At 47.2% G+C, this 19,038-nt stretch carries 22 protein-coding genes; 20 read left to right on the top strand and 2 right to left on the bottom strand.

Annotated elements, in window-relative coordinates; translation table 11 throughout:
• The first annotated feature begins 10 nt into the window (after nt 1-10).
• Genes LFX25_RS06205 through LFX25_RS06215 form a run of 3 tightly spaced genes read left to right on the top strand, consistent with a single transcriptional unit; the run spans nt 11 to nt 2,080 of the window.
• Complete coding sequence (locus LFX25_RS06205) at nt 11-1,072, top strand: PdxA family dehydrogenase (RefSeq protein WP_238729454.1); 1,062 nt, start codon at nt 11-13, stop codon at nt 1,070-1,072.
• 44 nt (nt 1,073-1,116) lie between these two features.
• Nucleotides 1,117-1,560 (top strand): hypothetical protein, encoded by a 444-nt coding sequence (locus tag LFX25_RS06210; protein WP_238729455.1) that lies wholly within the window; start codon nt 1,117-1,119, stop codon nt 1,558-1,560.
• A gap of 19 nt (nt 1,561-1,579) precedes the next feature.
• A complete protein-coding gene (locus LFX25_RS06215) occupies nt 1,580-2,080 on the top strand; it encodes a tetratricopeptide repeat protein (RefSeq protein ID WP_238729456.1) in 501 nt (166 codons plus the stop codon).
• Between the two features lie 1,194 nt (nt 2,081-3,274).
• Here LFX25_RS06215 and LFX25_RS06220 read toward each other — a convergent pair.
• Both LFX25_RS06220 and LFX25_RS06225 read right to left on the bottom strand, forming a co-directional pair.
• Nucleotides 3,275-3,571, bottom strand: coding sequence for a helix-turn-helix transcriptional regulator (locus tag LFX25_RS06220; protein WP_238729457.1), 297 nt, complete (start codon nt 3,569-3,571; stop codon nt 3,275-3,277).
• A gap of 411 nt (nt 3,572-3,982) precedes the next feature.
• Entirely contained in the window at nt 3,983-5,017 is a 1,035-nt protein-coding gene (locus tag LFX25_RS06225; protein ID WP_238729458.1) for an MraY family glycosyltransferase, read from the bottom strand.
• A gap of 95 nt (nt 5,018-5,112) precedes the next feature.
• On the opposite strand from LFX25_RS06225, the gene dapA reads away from it, so the two are divergent.
• Genes dapA through LFX25_RS06310 form a run of 17 tightly spaced genes read left to right on the top strand, consistent with a single transcriptional unit; the run spans nt 5,113 to nt 19,036 of the window.
• Nucleotides 5,113-5,997 (top strand): 4-hydroxy-tetrahydrodipicolinate synthase, encoded by an 885-nt coding sequence (gene dapA, locus LFX25_RS06230; protein WP_238729459.1) that lies wholly within the window; start codon nt 5,113-5,115, stop codon nt 5,995-5,997.
• Nucleotides 5,998-6,000: 3 nt separating this feature from the next.
• Nucleotides 6,001-6,810 (top strand): 4-hydroxy-tetrahydrodipicolinate reductase, encoded by an 810-nt coding sequence (gene dapB, locus LFX25_RS06235; RefSeq protein WP_238729460.1) that lies wholly within the window; start codon nt 6,001-6,003, stop codon nt 6,808-6,810.
• 17 nt (nt 6,811-6,827) lie between these two features.
• Entirely contained in the window at nt 6,828-7,664 is an 837-nt protein-coding gene (gene cdaA, locus LFX25_RS06240) for a diadenylate cyclase CdaA (protein WP_238731520.1), read from the top strand.
• Nucleotides 7,665-7,666: 2 nt separating this feature from the next.
• Complete coding sequence (locus tag LFX25_RS06245; RefSeq protein WP_238731521.1) at nt 7,667-8,719, top strand: CdaR family protein; 1,053 nt, start codon at nt 7,667-7,669, stop codon at nt 8,717-8,719.
• On the top strand, nt 8,716-9,096 hold the full coding sequence (gene acpS / locus LFX25_RS06250; protein ID WP_100761604.1) for a holo-ACP synthase: 381 nt from the start codon (nt 8,716-8,718) through the stop codon (nt 9,094-9,096). Before LFX25_RS06245 ends, acpS begins: the two co-directional genes overlap by 4 nt.
• Before the next feature lie 3 nt (nt 9,097-9,099).
• On the top strand, nt 9,100-9,321 hold the full coding sequence (locus LFX25_RS06255) for a tetratricopeptide repeat protein (RefSeq protein WP_135781099.1): 222 nt from the start codon (nt 9,100-9,102) through the stop codon (nt 9,319-9,321).
• Between the two features lie 8 nt (nt 9,322-9,329).
• Nucleotides 9,330-9,707 carry a bactofilin family protein gene (locus LFX25_RS06260; RefSeq protein ID WP_238729461.1) on the top strand — a complete coding sequence of 126 codons (378 nt, stop codon included), beginning with the start codon at nt 9,330-9,332 and terminating at the stop codon, nt 9,705-9,707.
• 22 nt (nt 9,708-9,729) lie between these two features.
• The gene (locus LFX25_RS06265; protein WP_118955297.1) at nt 9,730-9,990 is read left to right on the top strand and encodes a hypothetical protein; all 261 of its coding nucleotides are present in this window, start codon (nt 9,730-9,732) and stop codon (nt 9,988-9,990) included.
• A gap of 3 nt (nt 9,991-9,993) precedes the next feature.
• Nucleotides 9,994-10,863 (top strand): 30S ribosomal protein S2, encoded by an 870-nt coding sequence (rpsB, locus tag LFX25_RS06270; protein WP_118955296.1) that lies wholly within the window; start codon nt 9,994-9,996, stop codon nt 10,861-10,863.
• Between the two features lie 13 nt (nt 10,864-10,876).
• A complete protein-coding gene (gene tsf, locus LFX25_RS06275; protein ID WP_118955295.1) occupies nt 10,877-11,473 on the top strand; it encodes a translation elongation factor Ts in 597 nt (198 codons plus the stop codon).
• Between the two features lie 3 nt (nt 11,474-11,476).
• Nucleotides 11,477-12,223 (top strand): UMP kinase, encoded by a 747-nt coding sequence (gene pyrH, locus LFX25_RS06280; RefSeq protein WP_118955294.1) that lies wholly within the window; start codon nt 11,477-11,479, stop codon nt 12,221-12,223.
• Entirely contained in the window at nt 12,213-12,767 is a 555-nt protein-coding gene (frr, locus tag LFX25_RS06285; protein WP_238729462.1) for a ribosome recycling factor, read from the top strand. The genes pyrH and frr overlap by 11 nt, the downstream gene beginning before the upstream one ends.
• Before the next feature lie 46 nt (nt 12,768-12,813).
• Nucleotides 12,814-13,494: an isoprenyl transferase gene (locus tag LFX25_RS06290; protein ID WP_238731522.1), complete on the top strand. Its 681-nt coding sequence runs from the start codon at nt 12,814-12,816 to the stop codon at nt 13,492-13,494.
• The gene (locus LFX25_RS06295) at nt 13,487-14,401 is read left to right on the top strand and encodes a phosphatidate cytidylyltransferase (RefSeq protein WP_238729463.1); all 915 of its coding nucleotides are present in this window, start codon (nt 13,487-13,489) and stop codon (nt 14,399-14,401) included. Before LFX25_RS06290 ends, LFX25_RS06295 begins: the two co-directional genes overlap by 8 nt.
• Before the next feature lie 5 nt (nt 14,402-14,406).
• Nucleotides 14,407-15,576 (top strand): 1-deoxy-D-xylulose-5-phosphate reductoisomerase, encoded by a 1,170-nt coding sequence (gene dxr, locus LFX25_RS06300; RefSeq protein ID WP_238729464.1) that lies wholly within the window; start codon nt 14,407-14,409, stop codon nt 15,574-15,576.
• Nucleotides 15,570-17,297 carry a site-2 protease family protein gene (locus LFX25_RS06305; RefSeq protein ID WP_238729465.1) on the top strand — a complete coding sequence of 576 codons (1,728 nt, stop codon included), beginning with the start codon at nt 15,570-15,572 and terminating at the stop codon, nt 17,295-17,297. Before dxr ends, LFX25_RS06305 begins: the two co-directional genes overlap by 7 nt.
• 5 nt (nt 17,298-17,302) lie before the next feature.
• Nucleotides 17,303-19,036, top strand: a complete 1,734-nt coding sequence (locus tag LFX25_RS06310) for a proline--tRNA ligase (RefSeq protein ID WP_238729466.1) — start codon at nt 17,303-17,305, stop codon at nt 19,034-19,036.
• Nucleotides 19,037-19,038 lie beyond the last annotated feature (2 nt).

The raw sequence follows: 19,038 nt of genomic DNA on the forward strand, positions 1-19,038 counted from the left end.
TTCCAAAACAGTGAACCGGATCCTGATTACAGAAGGCGACCCTTGTGGAATCGGTCCGGAGATCTTCCTTCATTCCCTTTCTCTTTTAAAAAAAATCTCCAAATCCAGACCGATCGTTTATTTTCATTCGGGTAAGTTTCCGCTTCCGAAAGAATTCGTTTCGATTTCCTTGACTGAAGTTTCGGGTGGATCGGAGTCGATTTCGAAAATGTCCGTTTCGGAAACTTCTTCGTATGCGTCGGCCGATTCTATCGCCGAAGCGTCCGCGCACCGATCCGCGTCGGCCGAAATCGGAACGAAAGGATTGTTTGCGGTTTCGCACAACGTTCTTTCCAAAAAGGAAACCGCTTCCTTGAAGTTCGGAAAACCTTCGTCGTTGTCCGGCAAATCGGCGTTAGGTTCTCTTTCTCTCGCTGTCGAGTTTCAGAAAATGGGAGGAGGCGATCTCATCACTCTTCCTTTGAGCAAGGAATGGGTGATTGCGTCCGGGGCTTCGCAGTTCCGCGGTCATACCGAATTCTTAGCCGAAGAATTCAATACGAAAACGTTTATGCTCATGTCCGGTAAGGATCTGCAGGTTCTTCCTTTGACGACTCACGTTCCTTTGGTGCGTGTTCCCGAGTTCTTAAGACAAATCGATCTCGGCGCTCTTGCGGACTCGATTCTTTCCTGCGATAAGATCGACCGCAAAAAGCCGATCGCGTTTTTGGGTTTAAACCCGCACGCGGGCGAAGGCGGCAAGGTTGGAAAGGAAGAAGCGGAAATTTTAGAGCCGATGATTGCGTTTTTGAAAAAGAAGGGTTTGAAGGTGGAAGGACCTTTGTCCGCAGATTCCATGTTCGGCGAATCAGCAAGAAAGAAGTTCGGTCTGCATCTGGCTTGTTATCACGATCAAGGTTTGATTCCGTTTAAAATGTGGGAAGGAAAGAAGGGGGTGAATCTTACCTTGGGCCTTCCGTTTATCCGAGTTTCTCCCGATCACGGAACCGCGTTCGACATAGCCGGGAAAGGGCTTGCAGATTCAACCAGCTTTGTAGAATGTCTGCATCGAGTCGTCGGGAATCGTTCGTGATTTTCGTAATCATACGCCGCCGGTAAAAACAAAAACGAGGGTTTATGCCTGGACTTTTAGAACAAATCGTATTTCCGATTTTCCTGTTTTGGTTTTGCGGTCTTACTTTGGTATTGTTCCGTTCCGACTTCGAGTTCGTCTGGAAGATCATCTTCGTTTTCGTTTTTATCTTTTACTTCTTTCAATACTTTCCGGAATTAAAGGCGAGTTACGAACGGTTGACCGCGAGTTATCCCGTGGAAATTCTTTCTTGGATCTACGGAATCGGAAAAGGTTTTTATTTCTTTCTCTTCTTTCTTTGGCCCGTGGCTTTGTTTCGGATTTTTTATTCCGCATCTCCGCAGGTTAGCAAATCCCTCGCGAAAGCGCTGGTGAGTGCGACCCTGATCTACTGGAGCGGCTTTATTCTCTACAACAATTTTTCACCCGAAGCGGACGGTTTTTTAAACGGCACGTTTTTGAAATTCTTGAAGTTTTCCACGAAGTAAGTTCGGTCTAAAGTGTAGAATGAATCCACTCTACTTACAGTCCTTCGGCGAATCGGAAGAGGCGAAGAAACATTTCTTGACCGCCTACGAATATCAAACGAAAGGAAATCTCAAGCTCGCTTCCAAATATTATCGTTTGTCCATCGCGGCCAAGCCGACGGCCGAGGCTTGGACGTTTTTGGGTTGGTCTTATTCCTTGGCGGGAAGGTTGGATCGTGCCATTGAATTCTGCAAGAAGGCGATCGAAACCGATCCTACATTAGGAAATCCTTATAATGATATCGGCGTTTATCTGCTTCAGCAAAAACGCTATCAGGAAGCCCTTCCTTGGTTTGAACGGGCGAAGTCCGCTCCGCGGTACGAGGTGCCGGTCTATCCGTATTTTAACGCGGGTTCCTGTCTGGAAATTTTAGGTCATATCGAATTGGCGCGTTTGGAATACGAAAAGGCGATCGCCATTCAGCCGAATTATCCTCCTGCGAATCTGGCTCTGAAACGGATTTATATTCGATACAATTAACGAAAAATCCCGATTCTTCTTGCAGGAACATTTACCGAAGAACGGCGGATCTTTTTCGCGCTATCATTCCGTAGGAGATCCTACTCTTTAATTTCTACGATCTTCGCTTCCGATTCCCGGATGACAGGCGAGTAGTCGGTGTTTTCAAATCAAGGAAACGCAGATTTCAATCGAATCTAACGGATCCGAATTCCGAGCAAGTGCGATCGCTTCTTTCGTTTTTATAATCCAAAAACTCTTTGCCGGAGAATCGTCCGTGAATCGGGATTTCGCAGGAAGATCCGGAAATCACTCCGTCCGAAAAAATACGAAGTGACGATTACGGACATTTACATTCCTCTTCAATTATGAGGAAGTTGTTCGTTCAACGGATGTTTCCAAGTGAAAAAGTATTTCTCCTCTTCTTTACCGAAGGATTCCTATGCTTTCACGATTGACCGCCGTTTTATTCATTACTCTCTTCTTTGCCGCATTGCCGGCCTGGTTCTTATCCACATTGGAAGGATGGATTTCCGTCGATTGTTCCCGAAATAGATCGACTTCATTGCATTCCGCCGCTTCGATGGAATGCGATGTTTCCGAGAAATTCGCATTTTCGTCTCGAAAGGTCTCTTATTCAACGTTGGATGTACGTTCTTCGAAAACGGTTCTAAAAGTCCGTCGCGGCAAAAGCATCGTCTATCAATTGGTTCTTGTTACGCCCGACGGCGAACGCGATGTATTGCGGTCTCCAATCGGGAAATCGGATATCGATCGGATTGCGATCGAGTTAAAAGCTGCTCTTCGATCGGGTTCGACGGAATTTCATGCCACAGTCGATCCGGAGCCTTTGTTTTGGATCGGGTGGTTTCTGCTCCTTCTGTTTTCGGGTGTCGGAGCGTTGCTGTCGTTGTTCGGAGCAAAATCCGAAAAAAAGAAACCATAATGATCGCGTTCCGGCAAATGGAATCCCGCTCGCCGGGTTTTGCGTCGGGCTTTTTCGAACAAAGTGTGGGAACTCATACAATTTGCGGACCGTCGAATCGGTCCGGCCTACGAACGATTGTAGGAACTCATACCGATTTCGAAATTGAATCGGCTCGTTTGCTTTTCTAACCATAGGAGGAACTCCCACAAACTTGTTTGCCACAGAACCTTGTAAGAGTTCCCACAGTTTTCGCTACCCAGGGGGCTATAGGATCTCCCCCCTATCCTTCACTTCTTCTTCCGTTTGCTGCTCGCGGCCTTTAAGGTTTTGGATCTTTTCTCGGAAAGATCCTGTTTTTCCTCGAACTGAAAGTAATAGTCGTAGGGTTTTTTGAGGATTTTGAAAATTCTCCAGAATTCAATCACATCGAGTCTGCGTTCACCGGATTCAATTTTGGAAATATAGGATTGCGGTTCTCCCAAAAGTTTCGCGATCTCGAGTTGTGTGAGATCGGCTTCTTTTCGGGCGGCGATTAAATTCTTGCAAAAGATTTTCGCCTCGGGGGAATGAAGAGACTTAAACAAAGCGGAATAATTCTACATTCTGAAACAGAATATACCAAAATGGGATATTTTTGTGTTTCCTATTCGGTTTTTGAAAAGTTTTACGGTGAGAATCACGAAAAAGGACTTGGAAGTTTATATTTTGCTAATGTCTTGCGATTTGAATGTTTATAGAATGTTTCTCAAGTTTTCAAAATGAATTGCGAGTTGTAATTCGGATTAAAGAATCGGAACCGTCTTTGAAGTTCAGATTTTTGTTTGTCGTTCAGAATTCAATTCGAATTTGAACGTGAACGGATTTACGAGAAGGAAAGATCACATAACGTATAATCGAACTCACCCTGTTCGGAATATTCGTCTAAGCTTGTCTCATGGCACGAAGTTTGGCAAAAGAAGGGAATCCATCCCTAAAAAAGCTGCTTCGCGCTAAGTTCACGAGCGTTTTTTAGACGGCCTCACTCGATTCCAGATGACGAAATACGCAACAACGTAAACACCGAGACAAACCCAGAAAACGACGCTTCCCGGAATTCCGAATTCTCTATGAATTCCGAAAAAAAACATCGCGGGAAGATTCGCTAACGTGAACGCGATCGACACGAGTCCTTTGTGTTCCGTTCTCACTGCTACGAGCTGGTAGAGATGTCTTCTGTGCGCTTTGAGAATATTCTCCCCGTCCTTCAACCGCAAAAGAATCGTTAGGATTCCGTCTACAAAGAACACGGGCAATAAAAAGAAGGTCGACGTTAATTCGAACTGAACCCAATTCTTTTCATGGATAAAAAGCAACGGCAAAACGGCGATCGCATAACCGAGAGGCAGCGAGCCTGCGTCTCCCATAAACAGATGCGCTTTGGGAAGATTGAAGATCAAAAATCCGAACAATCCGGCGCAGATCCAAAGATAAAATGCGGGCAGAAAAGAATGAAATAAAAATGAAAACGATAAGACGGCGAGTAGAAAGTGAGACACGAGATACGTGTCGAGCCCGTCCATGAAGTTGCATACGTTTACGACGAACAGCACATAGACGATCAAGACCGCCGTCGACGCACCCGGGATCCCGCTCAAATCGATTCCTAAAAATACGAAACGAACCGGAACAAAACCGAAAAAGAAAATCAAGAACGCGATTTCCAGAAACAAACGGATTCCCGCTCCGAGCGATAACAGATCGTCCGCGAGTCCGATGACGAAAAAGAACAAAAGTCCCGCAAAGAAAAAGAGAATCTTGTCTTCCGCGTTCTCGAATCCTCCGAACCAAACGAGAGCGATCGAAAAGACGCTCAGAAAGATCCAGATTCCTCCTGACTTTTTGGTCGTTCCGACGTGCATGCTTCTTTCGTTGGAGACGTCCGAAATTCCGAACGTATCGGATTGCAAATACATCCAGGAAAGAATCGCCGTGATAAAAAACAAAAGAACGGAAAGGATACCCGGATTCCAGAAATGTGAGGTCGGTTCCACTGGCATTCCAGGCTAGACGGAAGGAATCTCCCTGCAATCAGAAATCGAAAACGATTTTGATTGCCAAATCCGGCCAAACTGGGGAACCTAACCTTATGTTCCAGGGCGTTTACACAGCAATCATCACACCTTTCAAAAACGGAAAAATCGACTACGACAGTTACTTCAAGCTTCTGGAAAAACAAATCAAGGCAGAGGTCAGCGGAGTTGTTCCTTGTGGGACAACGGGAGAATCTCCGACTCTTTCCCATTCCGAACACGCGGAGTTGATCCGCGAAACCGTCAAGGTCGTCAAGAATCGGATTCAAGTCGTCGCGGGAACGGGTTCCAATTCCACAAGAGAGGCGATCGAACTCACCGAGGCGGCGTGCAAGGACGGAGTCGACGGAATTCTTTCCGTAAATCCCTATTACAACAAACCGACTCAAGAAGGGCTGTTTCAGCACTTCAAAGAGATCGCGGAACATTCTTCCGTGCCTGTGATGCTTTATAACATTCCGGGAAGAACGTCGGTGAATCTTCTTCCCGAAACCGTGCTTCGACTCAGCGAAGTCAAACATATCCGTTCGATGAAAGAAGCGACCGGAGATTTGGGGCAGATGTCCAAGTTGATTTCGCTCGTCGGTCATAAGATGACCGTTCTTTCCGGAGACGACAATTTGACTCTTCCTCTTTTGGCTGTCGGCGGAGTAGGCGTCGTGTCGGTGGTTTCCAATTTATTTCCAAAGGCGCTCGTACAACTCGTCAACGCGTTTCACGAAGGAAATCTTGCGGAAGCCAGAAGAATTCACTACGATTTTCTGGACGTCTTTTCTCTTGCGTTTATGGAAACCAATCCGATTCCGATCAAGGCGGCGATGAGTTGGTTCGGACATTGTTCTCCCGAAATCCGTCTTCCGATGACCCCTCTTTCTCAAAATGAAACGAGCGCGAAATTTAAAAAGGCTCTTGAAGGTCTGAAAGAAAAAGGATACGAATAAGAAATGTCGGAACAAAAATTTCAGATCGCTCTGATCGGAGGATCGGGAAGAATGGGACGCGCCATCATCACGGTGCTTTCCGCTTCTTCCAAATCTTCTCTTTCTTCCGCCGTTGTCAGCGGCGGTTCCGTATTTCACGGAATGGATTCCGGTCTGCATTCCGGGGTCAAACAAAACGGAGTCGATTTTACTTCCGATGTCGACGCGGCCGTGAAAAGCGCGGACTGCGTGATCGATTTCAGTACGCATCAGACTTTGGATCTTACTCTGAAAGCGTGTCTAACGCACAAAAAACCGGTCGTCATCGGAACGACCGGCCTTACGGAACTGCAAAAAGATTCCGTCCGAGTGGCGTCCAAAGAAATCGCGATCGTATATTCACCGAACATGTCGATCGGAGTGAACTTATTGTTTAAGTTAACCGAAATTGCGGCCAAGGTGATGGGAGAAATCTCGGACATCGAAATTCAGGACATTCATCATCGTCATAAAAAGGACGCGCCGTCCGGAACGGCCGAAAAATTAAAGAGCATTCTTCTCGAGACCTTGGGAAGAACGGAAAAGAACGTGGTACACGGAAGACACGGAATTTTAAAGGAAAGAGATCCCAAGGAAATCGGAATTCATACCTTGCGCGCGGGAGAAGTGATCGGAGATCACACCGTTTATTTTTTCACTCCCGAAGAAAGAATCGAGATCACGCACAAAGCGCAGGATCGCAAAACCTTCGCGGTGGGAAGCGTTCATGCCGCGGAATTTTTAGTCGGACGCAAACCCGGTTTGTATGATATGTTTTCCGTTTTAGGACTGTAATCAAGGGGAGAATGGATTTGTTTTTCTTTAAGAACATATCTCTTTTTCCTCTCGGTAAAAATCCTCTCGTCATCGTCGTCGACGTCCTCATCGTAAGCGTTCTCATCTATCAGTTTTATACAACGATTCGAAGAACCAGAGGGATTCAGCTTCTTCTCGGAGTGGCCCTGATCTGGCTATTGGGAATCTTTGCGAGTACCTTCGAACTCGAGTTGCTCGATTGGATCATCGAGAATATCCGTCCGGCTCTTGTGTTCGCGATCATCGTATTGCTTCAACCCGAACTTAGAAAGATCACGGCGGATCTTTCCCGGATGAAAATCTTTCAGCCCTTTCTATTAAAACAGACGACCGACTTGGAGGCGATTTCCGAAGCCGTAAAGATTATGGCGAAGAATAAAACCGGATCTCTCATCGCCATCGTCCGAGAAAACAGTTTGAAAGACATCATCGATCAATCGGTGCAGCTCGACGCGATCATCTCCACGAGTCTGCTCATCACGATCTTTAAGAAGAATTCCGCGCTTCACGACGGAGCCGTGATCATCGAACAAAACCGGATCGCGTGTGCCGGCGCATTCTTACCGATGACGCAAAATCTCGACGACGCGAGAATGGGCGCAAGACACAGGGCGGCCATCGGGATTTCGGAAGAATCGGATTCCATCGTAATCGTAACCTCCGAGGAAACCGGAGAAATTTCCGTATGTTATGACGGAGAAATGACGCACCCGGTCAAACCGATCGAGTTGAAAAATTTCGTGAACACGATTTTGCAGAAGAGTGAAACCGGATCGGAAAAACACAACACAACGTCTTCTTCTTCCGAAGAAAAAACGGGAGAACACCGCTGATGTTGAAACGGATCTTCAACAACTGGCAGGCCAAACTCGGATCGCTTCTTCTTGCGATCGTGTTTTACGTGAATTTACAAAATTCTAAAATACTCGTAAAAGAAATCCATATTCCGATCGAATATCCCAAATTAAGCGGTTCTTTAAGCGTTTCCCGTCTTTCCGACAAAACCGTTCCGGTAAAGGTGGAAGGAGTGCGCGAATATGTGAATTATTATTCTCAGTTTATGAAAGCGCATATCAACGCGGGCGAACTCAAAGCAGGGGAGAATCTCGTTTCCGTTTTTCGGATTTCCGGAGCGCCTGCGGGACTTCGCATTACCAGACTCAAGGATAAGGTCAAGGTAATCGTAGAATCCACTTCCGGGAGAACCCTTCCGATCGAAGTGAAGTTCACGGGGGATCTCCCGCCGAACTACGTGAAGACGAGCCATTTCGTTTCACCTTCGGTGGTTCATGTCAGCGGTCCTCCCGGAGTTTTGGAGGATCTCGGAAAAATCAACATTCCTCCGATATCCCTCAAGGACAAAACCGAATCCTTTACGATCAAACATAGGCTTCCCGATTTCCCGGCGGCGGTGAAAGTGCGGGACAACGTAAAAGAAGTAACGGTCCGCGTGAATATCTTTGCAAGCGCGTCTAACGCGGGAGAGACCCTTCTTCTCGGAATTCCGATCAAGTGCCAAAGTTTGGATAAGAATCTCGAAGCGGAATTCTCCGAACCCGAGGTTTCCGTAAAACTACAATCCAAAACTCCGCTCAAGAGCATTCAGGTCATCAAGGGACTTTCGGCGAGCGTGGTCTGTTCTCATAAATACGATCCAAAGACAAAGAAGATTCTCCCGGACAACAAACCCGTATTCGCAAAGATCCGTCTCAACAAGGCTCCTTCTTTGAAAGCCGTGGACATTCTCGGCGTTTTCCCGGATCGAATTTCGATTTTGTATAAGGTCAAACCGGATCAAAGCAAAACGGGCGGAGAAGATCCGGACGCCACCGAAGAGGAGAATACGATCGAACCGGATTCCAATCCGGAACTGATCGAGGAAGAATGAAAATTTCCGTCGGCAACGATATCGTAGAAAATTCCCGCATCCGCGACCTTTTGGAAAAACACGGGGAACGTTTTTTAAAACGGGTATTTTCCGAATCCGAACGGGAATACTGTTCCAATCGAAAGGACCCGATTCCTCATCTAAGCGGAAGGTTTTGCGTCAAGGAAGCCTTCATCAAAGCGATCGAACCCGGAGACAAGGTCATCCTCGATATGCGTGAAATCGAACTTTTCGGAAAGGAATTCGGAAAAAAAGAATTGGTACTCCATGGAAAATCCAAAGAATTGTTTCTTACCAAAGGTTACAGCGGTTGTTCGGTTTCGATCAGTCACGCTGAGAACTATTCGACCGCTGTCGTGGTGCTTTATAAGGAGTGAACGATGATCTCGGAAACGATGAAACAGACCATTCAGTTTTACAACGAGGGTTTGAGTTTGTACAAAACCAGAAAGTTTGCGGAAGCCTTAGAAAAATTCAAAAAGGCGACCGAGTTGACTCCGGACGACGGTCCTTCCAAAAAATACATCGGCCGATGCCAGGCATTCATTACAACTCCTCCTCCCGAAGACTGGGACGGGGTTTTTGAAATGAAAACGAAATAAGAGAATCCATGTCCAAAAAAACAGCAACTAGAACCGCTCGTCCCATCACCGAATACGGAGCGATTTCCACAGTCCTCGGAAAAGAAACTTCCTTTTCCGGAATTCTGAACTTCCAAAAACCTCTCGAAATTTCGGGAGAATTTCAAGGTGAGATCGAATCCGAAGGATTTCTTCTCGTAAGCGAAGGCGCAAAGGTCCGTGCCAACATCAAAGCGGGGACCGTGATCGTGGGAGGGGAGATTACCGGAAACGTAATCGCGACTCAAAAGCTGGAAATGTTATCCACCGGAAAGGTGAATGGAAATATCAAAACTTCCAAATTACAAATCGCAGACGGAGTGATCTTTGACGGGAACTGTGAAATGATCCAGCCCAATAAAGATTGACCCACGCTTTAACCAGTAAAAAGTGGTATCTGCTAACCCGAAAAAGCCTACGGACAGGGCTGAGATAGGCAAAATCGCCCTCATTCTGCTCCTCGGTTTTTTCGCAGGAGCCGTGACGGGAGTCATTCTCGATCGCCTAACAGGCGTTTCTTTTTTCTCTTCCTACCTGCTCCGAGAAGCAATCAAATTTGAACTCTACGTAATCAAGGTCGAGATACAATTTACCCCTGCTAGTCTCATGGGACTCGTAGCGACGTTGTATTTCGTACTAAAAAAGGGGTAAACAATGTCAGTGATTTCAATGAAAAACCTTCTGGAAACCGGAGTACACTTCGGACACCAGACCCGCAAATGGAACCCGAAAATGGCGCCGTACGTTTTTACGGCAAGAAACGGGATTCACATCATCGATCTTCAAAAGACCGTTCAAAAAGCGAAAGAAGCTTACGACGCTCTGAAGAAGCTAACCGCCGACGGGAAGAAAGTTCTCTTTGTCGGAACAAAGAAGCAAGCGAGAGGCGCGATCGAGAGAGAAGCCATCCGCTCGAATATGTTCTTTATCAATAACCGCTGGCCGGGCGGACTTCTTACAAACTGGAACACCGTAAAAAGAAGTATCGCTCGTCTGAAAAAACTCGAAGGAATGGAAGCGGACAACAGCTTCGAGAAAGAAGTAAAAACTAAAAAAGAAGTTCTTACCCTGAGAAGAGAGTTGGAAAAACTCCGCAAGACTCTCGGTGGAATCAAGGACATGGCAACCATTCCCGAAATTATGTTCGTGATCGATCCTAAAAAAGAAGAGATCGCGGTCAAAGAAGCTCGCAAACTCGGTCTTACCATCTTCGCGGTGGTTGATACCAACTGCGATCCCGAGCTGATTGATTATCCGATTCCGGGTAACGACGACGCGATCCGCGCGATTTCACTCTTCCTCGAAACCATGTCCAACGCGGTGATCGAAGGAACCGGCGGAGTCGTGGAACAACCAAGATTCAGCGAAGATCTGGATTCCGAAGCTTTGGCTCTGGAATACCAAGGTGAATATGATGAAAGTGGAAAGTTCATCATGGACGAAGACGCGGACGCTAAAAAAGCCAAAGCGGCCGAAGAAGCGGCGGCGCCTTCCACTACGATCGAAGTGGATAAAAACGAGTAAGGGATTCTTAGCAATGGCAGTAACTACAGACTTAATCAGAGAACTCAGAGAGAGAACGAGCGCAGGGATGATGGACTGCAAAAAGGCTCTCGAAGAAAACAACGCGGATATCGAAAAAGCGATCACTTGGCTTCGTGAAAAAGGGATCGCCAAAGCCGCTAAAAAAGCGGGAAGAGAAACCAAAGAAGGCCGTGTCGTTTCCTACATCCACGGTAACGGAAAGATCGGAGTTCTGGTTGAACTGAACTCTGAAACCGACTTCGTTTCGAAAAACGAGGACTTCGAAGCTCTTGGAAAAGAAATCTGCATGCAGATCGCGGCAATGAATCCTTTGTATCTCAACGAAGAATCGATTCCTGCGGAAGACCTCGAAAGAGAAAAGGGAATTATGAAAGCTCAGCTCGAAGCCGAAGGCAAAAAGCCGGAGCAGATCGAAAAGATTCTTCCCGGAAAGATCAAGAAATACGTTTCGGAAGCTTGTCTCGTAAACCAGGCTTTCTTCAAAGACGATTCCAAAACGATCGACGACTTAGTAAAGGAAGCGATCTCGAAATTCGGCGAGAATATTTTGATCGCTCGTTTTGTTCGCTTTCAGGTAGGCGGACTCTAAGTTTTGGGAACGGAAGCGAAGTATAAGAGAATTCTAATTAAACTCTCCGGAGAGGCTCTCGCCGGAGAGGGAGAATTCGGGATCGATACCAACAAGGCCCATTCTCTCGCGGAAGAAATCAAAGAAGTTCACGACCTAGGAGTGGAAATCGCTCTTGTGGTCGGAGGCGGAAACATCATCCGCGGAACCAACCTCGCAAAAGCCGGAATCGACCGTGCGACCGCGGACTATATGGGAATGCTCGCCACGATCCAGAACGCTCTCGCGCTCCAAGACGCCTGCGAAAAAAAAGGACTTTATACAAGGGTTCAATCGGCGATCGAAATCAACTCCATCGCCGAAAGTTATATCCGCAGACGCGCGGTTCGACATCTCGAAAAAAGAAGAATCGTGATCTTTGCAGGCGGAACCGGAAATCCGTATTTCACAACCGATACGACCGCGAGTCTTCGCGCCGTGGAAGTAGGATGCGACGTGATTCTCAAGGCGACGAAAGTGGACGGAGTTTATACGGCCGATCCGAAAAAAGACAATACCGCAAAACGTTATTCTCAGATTTCCTTTATGGAATCGATCAACCGAAGACTCAAGGTGATGGATTCCACCGCACTCAGTTTGTGCATGGAAAACAACATGTCGATTATCGTTTTCGATATCTTCAAACGAGGCAACCTCAAAGACCTTATCACCGGACAAAACATCGGAACCCTGATCTCTAACTCGGAGGACATTCAAATCGATGGCAAGTGAAGAAATCATCTCAGGAATGAAGATCAAGATGGATAAAACCATCGACTTGGTAAAAAAGGATTTCGGAACCATTCGTACGGGAAGAGCGAACCCTTCTCTGGTCGAAGACATCCGCGTGGATTACTACGGAACCTTGACTCCGATCAATCAGCTCGGAAATATTTCCGTTCCCGAACCGAGGGTGCTCGTGATTTCTCCCTATGATAAGGGAATCATGAAGGACATCGAAAAGGCGATCCAAGCTTCCGGATTGGGCCTGCAACCGTCTAACGACGGTGTGGTGATCCGCATCATCATTCCCGAACTTACGGGCGAGCGACGCAAGGAACTTGCAAAAGTCGTAAAGTCCAAGTCCGAAGAAAAGAAGGTTGCGATCCGTAACATCCGCAGAGACGCAATGGAAGATCTTAAAAAACATACCGAGGGTATGTCTAAAGACGAGATTCAAACCGTTCAAGATCAGATCCAAAAAATCACCGATTCCTACATCGATAAAATTTCCGCTCTGACCACAGAGAAGGAAAAGGAAATCACTACGATCTAACGTGGGCTTGTTCGAGTCCAATCTCCCCCAACATATCGCCGTCATCATGGACGGCAACGGCCGTTGGGCGACATCCCGAGGAAAATCCAGATCGGAAGGACATCGGGAAGGCGCGGGGGCCATCGACCGATTGATGGACGCAAGTCTCGAGTTGGGTCTGAAAAATATTTCCTTATACGCGTTCTCGACGGAGAATTGGAAACGTCCGATCACCGAAGTCCGTTCGATCTTCGGGTTATTGATCGAGTTTATCGAAACCCGATTGGACACGATCCACGATAGGGGAATTCGAATTCATCATTCCGGAAGCCGTAAAAAATTAACGCGCGGGGTTTTGGACAAGATCGACTTTGCCGTCGACAAAACCAAAAAGAACAAAAAACTCACCGTCAATTTTTGTTTGAACTACGGTTCACGGGACGAGATTTTGCGGGCGGCGCAGGAGCTTTTTTTGGAGAGAAAACGGGCCAAAGTTTCGTTTGAAAAGCCTCTGAAAGAAAAAGAACTCGAAAAATTTTTATATACGTCCACCCTTCCTCCCGTAGATTTACTGATCAGAACGGCCGGAGAACAAAGACTCTCGAACTTTTTATTATGGCAGTCCGCCTACGCGGAACTGTATTTTACCGATACACTTTGGCCCGACTTCGACAAAAAATCTCTGGTGGATTCCCTGAAATGGTACGAAACCAGAACCCGAAAATTCGGAGGACTTACGAATGGGTGAAACTTCCAAAAGACTCGCTTCGGCGGCTGTACTCGTAGTACTTTATCTTTTTATGATATTCTATGCGGGTTTTTATTATCTGCAGACGTATTTGATTCTCCTTGTGGGCGGTTATATCGGGATTAAGGAATTCTACAATCTTTCCGATCGCGGAGACGACGGCAGACCGTTTCGCGGAACGGGAACCTTCTTTATGCTCGTCGTCATCACCCTTTATTATTTCCGTTTTATAGGATCTCAGAACAAGTTCGAAGCTCCGTTGTTCTTTCTGCAGCACATCAAGTATTTCATTCCTCCCTTTGATGCGGTTCCGGTCGCGTTTTTACTTCTGTTTATCATCATTTTTACTCTGCAGATCACCAGACGTCCGTTAGACGGAGCGATCTTTTCCGTGTCCTCCACTTTTCTCGGGGTGTTTTACGTTGCGGTTCCTCTCGGACATCTGATGCTCCTCCTCGGAATGGGACAGGGGATCTACTACATCATTCTCGTTTCGGTGATCACGTTTTTGACGGACGCGGGAGCTTACTTCGGGGGAAGATGGTTCGGAAGACATCCTGCGGGTCTTGCGATTTCTCCTAAAAAAACCTGGGAAGGTTATGCGACCGGAATCGTCACCGCGATCGGTTCCGTTTTTATCTTCAACGCGATTTGGGAAAATTCCACGGGCACCGCTTCCGGGATTTCCGGAGTGGAAGTATTTTTGATTTCGGTTATCATTTCTCTCGTGAGTGTGATCGGTGACTTATTAGAATCGGCTATGAAACGGGACGCAAAGATCAAGGATTCCGGGTCTTTGATTCCGGGTCACGGAGGAATGCTCGATCTTGCGGATGCGCTTTTGATCACGATTCCCGTTCTTTATTATTATCTTCAGATCAAGGGGAATCTTGGATTCCAAGTCTAAACGGTATGGCAACTTCCGTCTGTCTTCTGGGCGCGTCCGGTTCCGTCGGGGAATCGACTCTAAAAGTACTGCGCGCGTACCCGGAAGAATTCAGACTTCATTCGTTCAGCGTTCATTCCAATCTCGATAAGGCTCTCTCGATTCAAAAAGAATTCTCCCCCGATTTTATCTGCGTGAGCGACAACCGCGCGGACAAATCCGTCCTCGGAAACAAAATCGGCAAAACACAAATTCTTTACGGAGAATCCTCTCTTTCCGACATCGTGCGCGAGTCTGACGTTCGGATCGTGATCACGGCCATCGTGGGTTCGGTGGGTTTGCGTCCGACCATCGCCGCCATCACTTCCGGAAAAAGATTAGGAATCGCTAATAAAGAAACGTTAGTCACATCGGGTCCGCTCATCAATTCGCTCATTGCAAAACACAAGACCGTGGTCGTTCCCGTAGATTCCGAACACAACGCTCTCTTTCAACTTCTCGAATCGGTGAACAAAAACGCTCTGGAAAAAATCATTCTCACCGCATCGGGCGGATCGTTTCGGGATTTGCCGATCGATCAGATCGCACACGTCACAAAGGAACAAGCGCTTCATCATCCGACTTGGAGCATGGGTCCGAAGATCACGGTCGATTCCAACGGAATGATCAATAAGGGACTCGAAGTCATCGAAGCTCATTTTCTATTCGGAGTTCCTTACGAAAAGATCGGAGTCGTAATTCATCCGCAAAGCATCGCGCACGGGATCATCGAACTCAAGGACGGGGCTTCCTTTGTTTACGCTTCCTATCCGGATATGATCTTTCCGATCGCACATTCTCTCTTTCATCCGGAACCGGTCCCGAAAGTTCTTCGGTCTCATCCTGCAAAGGACTGGGGCAAACTCGAATTCCGCGAACCCGATCCGAAACGGTATCCGGGTTTGGCTCTCGCGTTCGAAGCTGGGCGCGCGGGAGGAACGGCTCCGTGTATTTTTAACGCGGCCAACGAAGCGGCCGTGGAATTGTTCCTCAAAGACGAAATCCGTTTCGTGGAAATTCCGGATTATATTTCCGCCGCGTTAGACGAAATACCGATCGATTTTCCGGACTCTCTGGAAGAATACGAGGAAGTCGATCGGATCGCGCGGGAAACCGTCAGAAATCTGAAAGCAAGGAAGGCAGTATCCGCATGTTGATCATGGTATTAGGCGCCGTATTTATGTTGGCGATCTCGATTTTTATTCACGAATTAGGCCACCTTCTTTGCGGAATGCTCGTAGGAGTGAAGGCGAGAATCTTTTCGATCGGTTACGGAAGGGGGATTTGGAAAAAGAAAGTCGGAGAAACGACCTACCAAATCACCGCGATTCCGGTCGGAGGATACGTTTTGTTCAAAGGAGACGATTACGGCGGAGAAGTGAAAGGGGAACCGGGAGAACTTCTTTCCACGCCTCCGCTCAAACGTATGATCCCCGTTCTCGGCGGACCTTTGTTCAATCTATTCCTAGGTTTTGGAATATTATTAGTTTTGAATTTTCTCGGACACAATCCTCCGGGCAACCGCATCTTTATCGATCCGGCCGATCAGGAATTTTCCGCCGCGTATCAATCGGGACTTAGAACCGGCGATCGAATCCTGAGCATCGACGGAAAACAAACCGAAAAATTCGAGGACATCGTGACGAACGTAGGATTGTCTTCCGGAAGCGCTTTGAAAATTCAGGGAGAGCGCGACGGCAAACCGATCGAGTGGAGCGTCACTCCTCGCATCGTCTACAACCCGAAACGTTCTTCCGGAATTCCGACCATCGGCGTCGAGCCCTTCGGAGAAAGAAGGGTCGTGGCTACGTTCAGCTATTCCGAACAATTCCAACACTGGCTTTCTTCCCGTCTGGATAAATCGCACGAAGCCGAAAACTACTATCAGGAACGTCTGAAAAAAGCCGTGGAAGGACGGGATATTCCCGCGGAAGTTCTCCTGGAAAAGGAGAAGGAAGAAAAAGAAAATCTTCTTCGGTCCCGCGCGCTTAGTTACTTAAACGACGGGGACGTGATTCAGAGCATCAACGGGAAAACGATTTCCACCGTGGGCGAACTGCAAAAGATTCTGGGAGAATTTCAAAATCAAAAAGTGAACATCGTAGTCGATCGGAAAACCTATCCGCTGGTAAACCCTTGGTCCACCGAAACCGTGGCCGTGGACGTTCCGGTGTTAGGCGCAAACATATTGGAACTGAAAAATCTACGGGATAAAAAATTTCCTGAACTCGGTCTCGAATCGTATCAGTTCGCAAGTTACGATCCAGAACTCGGTCAAAAACTTTTAAACTTAGCCGTGGACGGAAAAACATTTCCGAACTTCGAGGAACTTCTCGCTTACATCAAAAATAAAAACGGAGAAACCGTATCCGTGGATATGGGAAATCTCCGATTGGAAGCGGAACCGAAGATCCGTCCGATCGGTTTGCTCGGTTTTCGTCCGAACATGAAATTCAATCCGGCGCCGATGGAACGCGAACTCGGATTTTTCGAATCCTTTGCAGTCGCCGGCAAAGACGTTTACGAAAACGTGGAAACGACTCTCAAAGGAATCGGAATGTTGTTCTCCGGAATTCTTTCCGTAAAGGACAGTTTGTCCGGTCCGGTCGGGATCGTATCCTATGCCGGAATCAGCTTGGAGATAGGATGGGAAACGTATCTCGAGTTTGTCGCGAGGATCTCGATCGCTCTGATGATAATGAATTTACTTCCCATTCCGATGGCGGACGGTGGACATATCGTATTGTATGCGTATGAAGCGATCACCGGAAGACCTCTTCCGGGAAAAGTGATCGAGTCCATCTTTCGAATCGGATTCTTGTTTCTGCTCGGGCTCGGACTCTACGTCACCTTCAACGATGTAATGCGAATTTTCTAAAACGCATGAAAGCATCGAAATATATTCTACCCACAGAAAAAGAAAATCCTGCGGACGCGGTAGTCGCGTCCCATCGACTTATGATCCGCGCGGGACTCGCACGCAAGTCTTCGGCGGGTTTGTATTTTTATCTTCCTCTCGGATTAAAAATTCTTCAAAAGATCAAACAGATCGTACGCGAAGAAATGAACGCGACCGGGGCGCTCGAATTCGATCTTCCGATTTTGACTCCTTCGGAACTCTGGGAACAAAGCGGAAGATGGAACGCGATGGGAAAGGAAATGTTTCGTATCAAGGACAGGCACGATCTTTCTTACGCGCTCGGACCCACACACGAAGAATCCTTCAGTTCTCTCGTTAAACCTTTATTGAAATCCTACAAGGATCTTCCGATCAACGTATATCAGATCCAAACCAAGTTCCGCGACGAGATTCGTCCTCGTTTCGGAGTGATTCGCTCGAGAGAATTCGTGATGAAGGATGCGTATTCGTTTCATATCGACGACGGTTCGCTCGACGAAACGTATCAGTCGATGCGGGTCGCTTACAGAAAAATTTTCGATCGCTGCGGACTCAAAACGATTCCGGTGCAAGCCGACTCGGGAAGTATGGGCGGTTCCGCGTCGGAAGAGTTTATGGTCGTATCTCCGATCGGAGAAGAAACTCTGCTGTTGTGCAATTCGTGCGGATACAGCTCGAACAGCGAAAAGACCCCGTTTATATTCAAAAAAGAGAATATAGCTCCCGCGAAACTTACCGAAAAAAAAGAGATCGCTACTCCGGGCAAAAAAACGATCGCGGAAGTCAGCGCGCTTTTGGGAATCACGGAAGCCGAAACGATCAAAGCGGTCGCGCTTAAATCGGATAAGAAAAAGATTCTCGTGTTTTTGCGCGGCGACTTGGAACTCAATCTTCATAAACTGCATTCTTTGCTGAGAATCGTGGATTCCGATTTGATGACCGATGCGGAAGTCCGCGAACTCGGACTCGTTCCCGGTTTTATCGCACCCGTAGCCCCCAACGATAAAGTGAAGGTGTTATACGATCGTTCTTTGCAGAAGGATTTTCCGTATGTGGTCGGTTCCAACAAAGAGGATTTTCACACGCAGGGTTTTATACTCGAAAAGGAAATCGCGGGGTTGCCCGAGTTCGCCGATGTCGCATTAGCAAGAGAAGGGGATCTTTGTCCGAACTGCGGAACTCCTCTCAAAGCCGAAAAAGGAATCGAAGTCGGACATATTTTTAAACTCGGTGAAAAATACACCAAAGCGTTCGGAATTCAAGTCCTCGATCAGAACGGAAAATCAAGAACTCTTACGATGGGTTGTTACGGAATCGGAGTCAACCGAACCATGGCGACCGTCATCGAACAGTGCAACGACGAAAAGGGAATTTTTTGGCCGATCAGCATCGCGCCGTTTGAAGTCGCGCTCGTGAGCATCACAAAGGGCGAGGAGCAATACGCAAAAGCGGAAGAATTTTATAATGTACTAAAAAACGAAAACATAGAAATTTTTTGGGACGACCGCGACGTGGGACCGGGCTTCAAACTCAAGGATTCCGAATTGATCGGATTTCCGATCCGAGTAACGATCGGTAAAAAATTCTTTGAAAACGGGGAAGTATCGATCTACAACCGCAAAGCGGACAAGGAAGAATCTTTTGCGTTTACCGGATTTGAGGATCTTGTCGCAAGGGTGGAAGCGCTTCGTCAGGAACTCTTCGCGGAATTGGAGTAGTT

Origin of the sequence: Leptospira sanjuanensis, from assembly GCF_022267325.1 — a bacterium.
Taxonomy (GTDB): Bacteria; Spirochaetota; Leptospiria; order Leptospirales; family Leptospiraceae; genus Leptospira; species Leptospira sanjuanensis.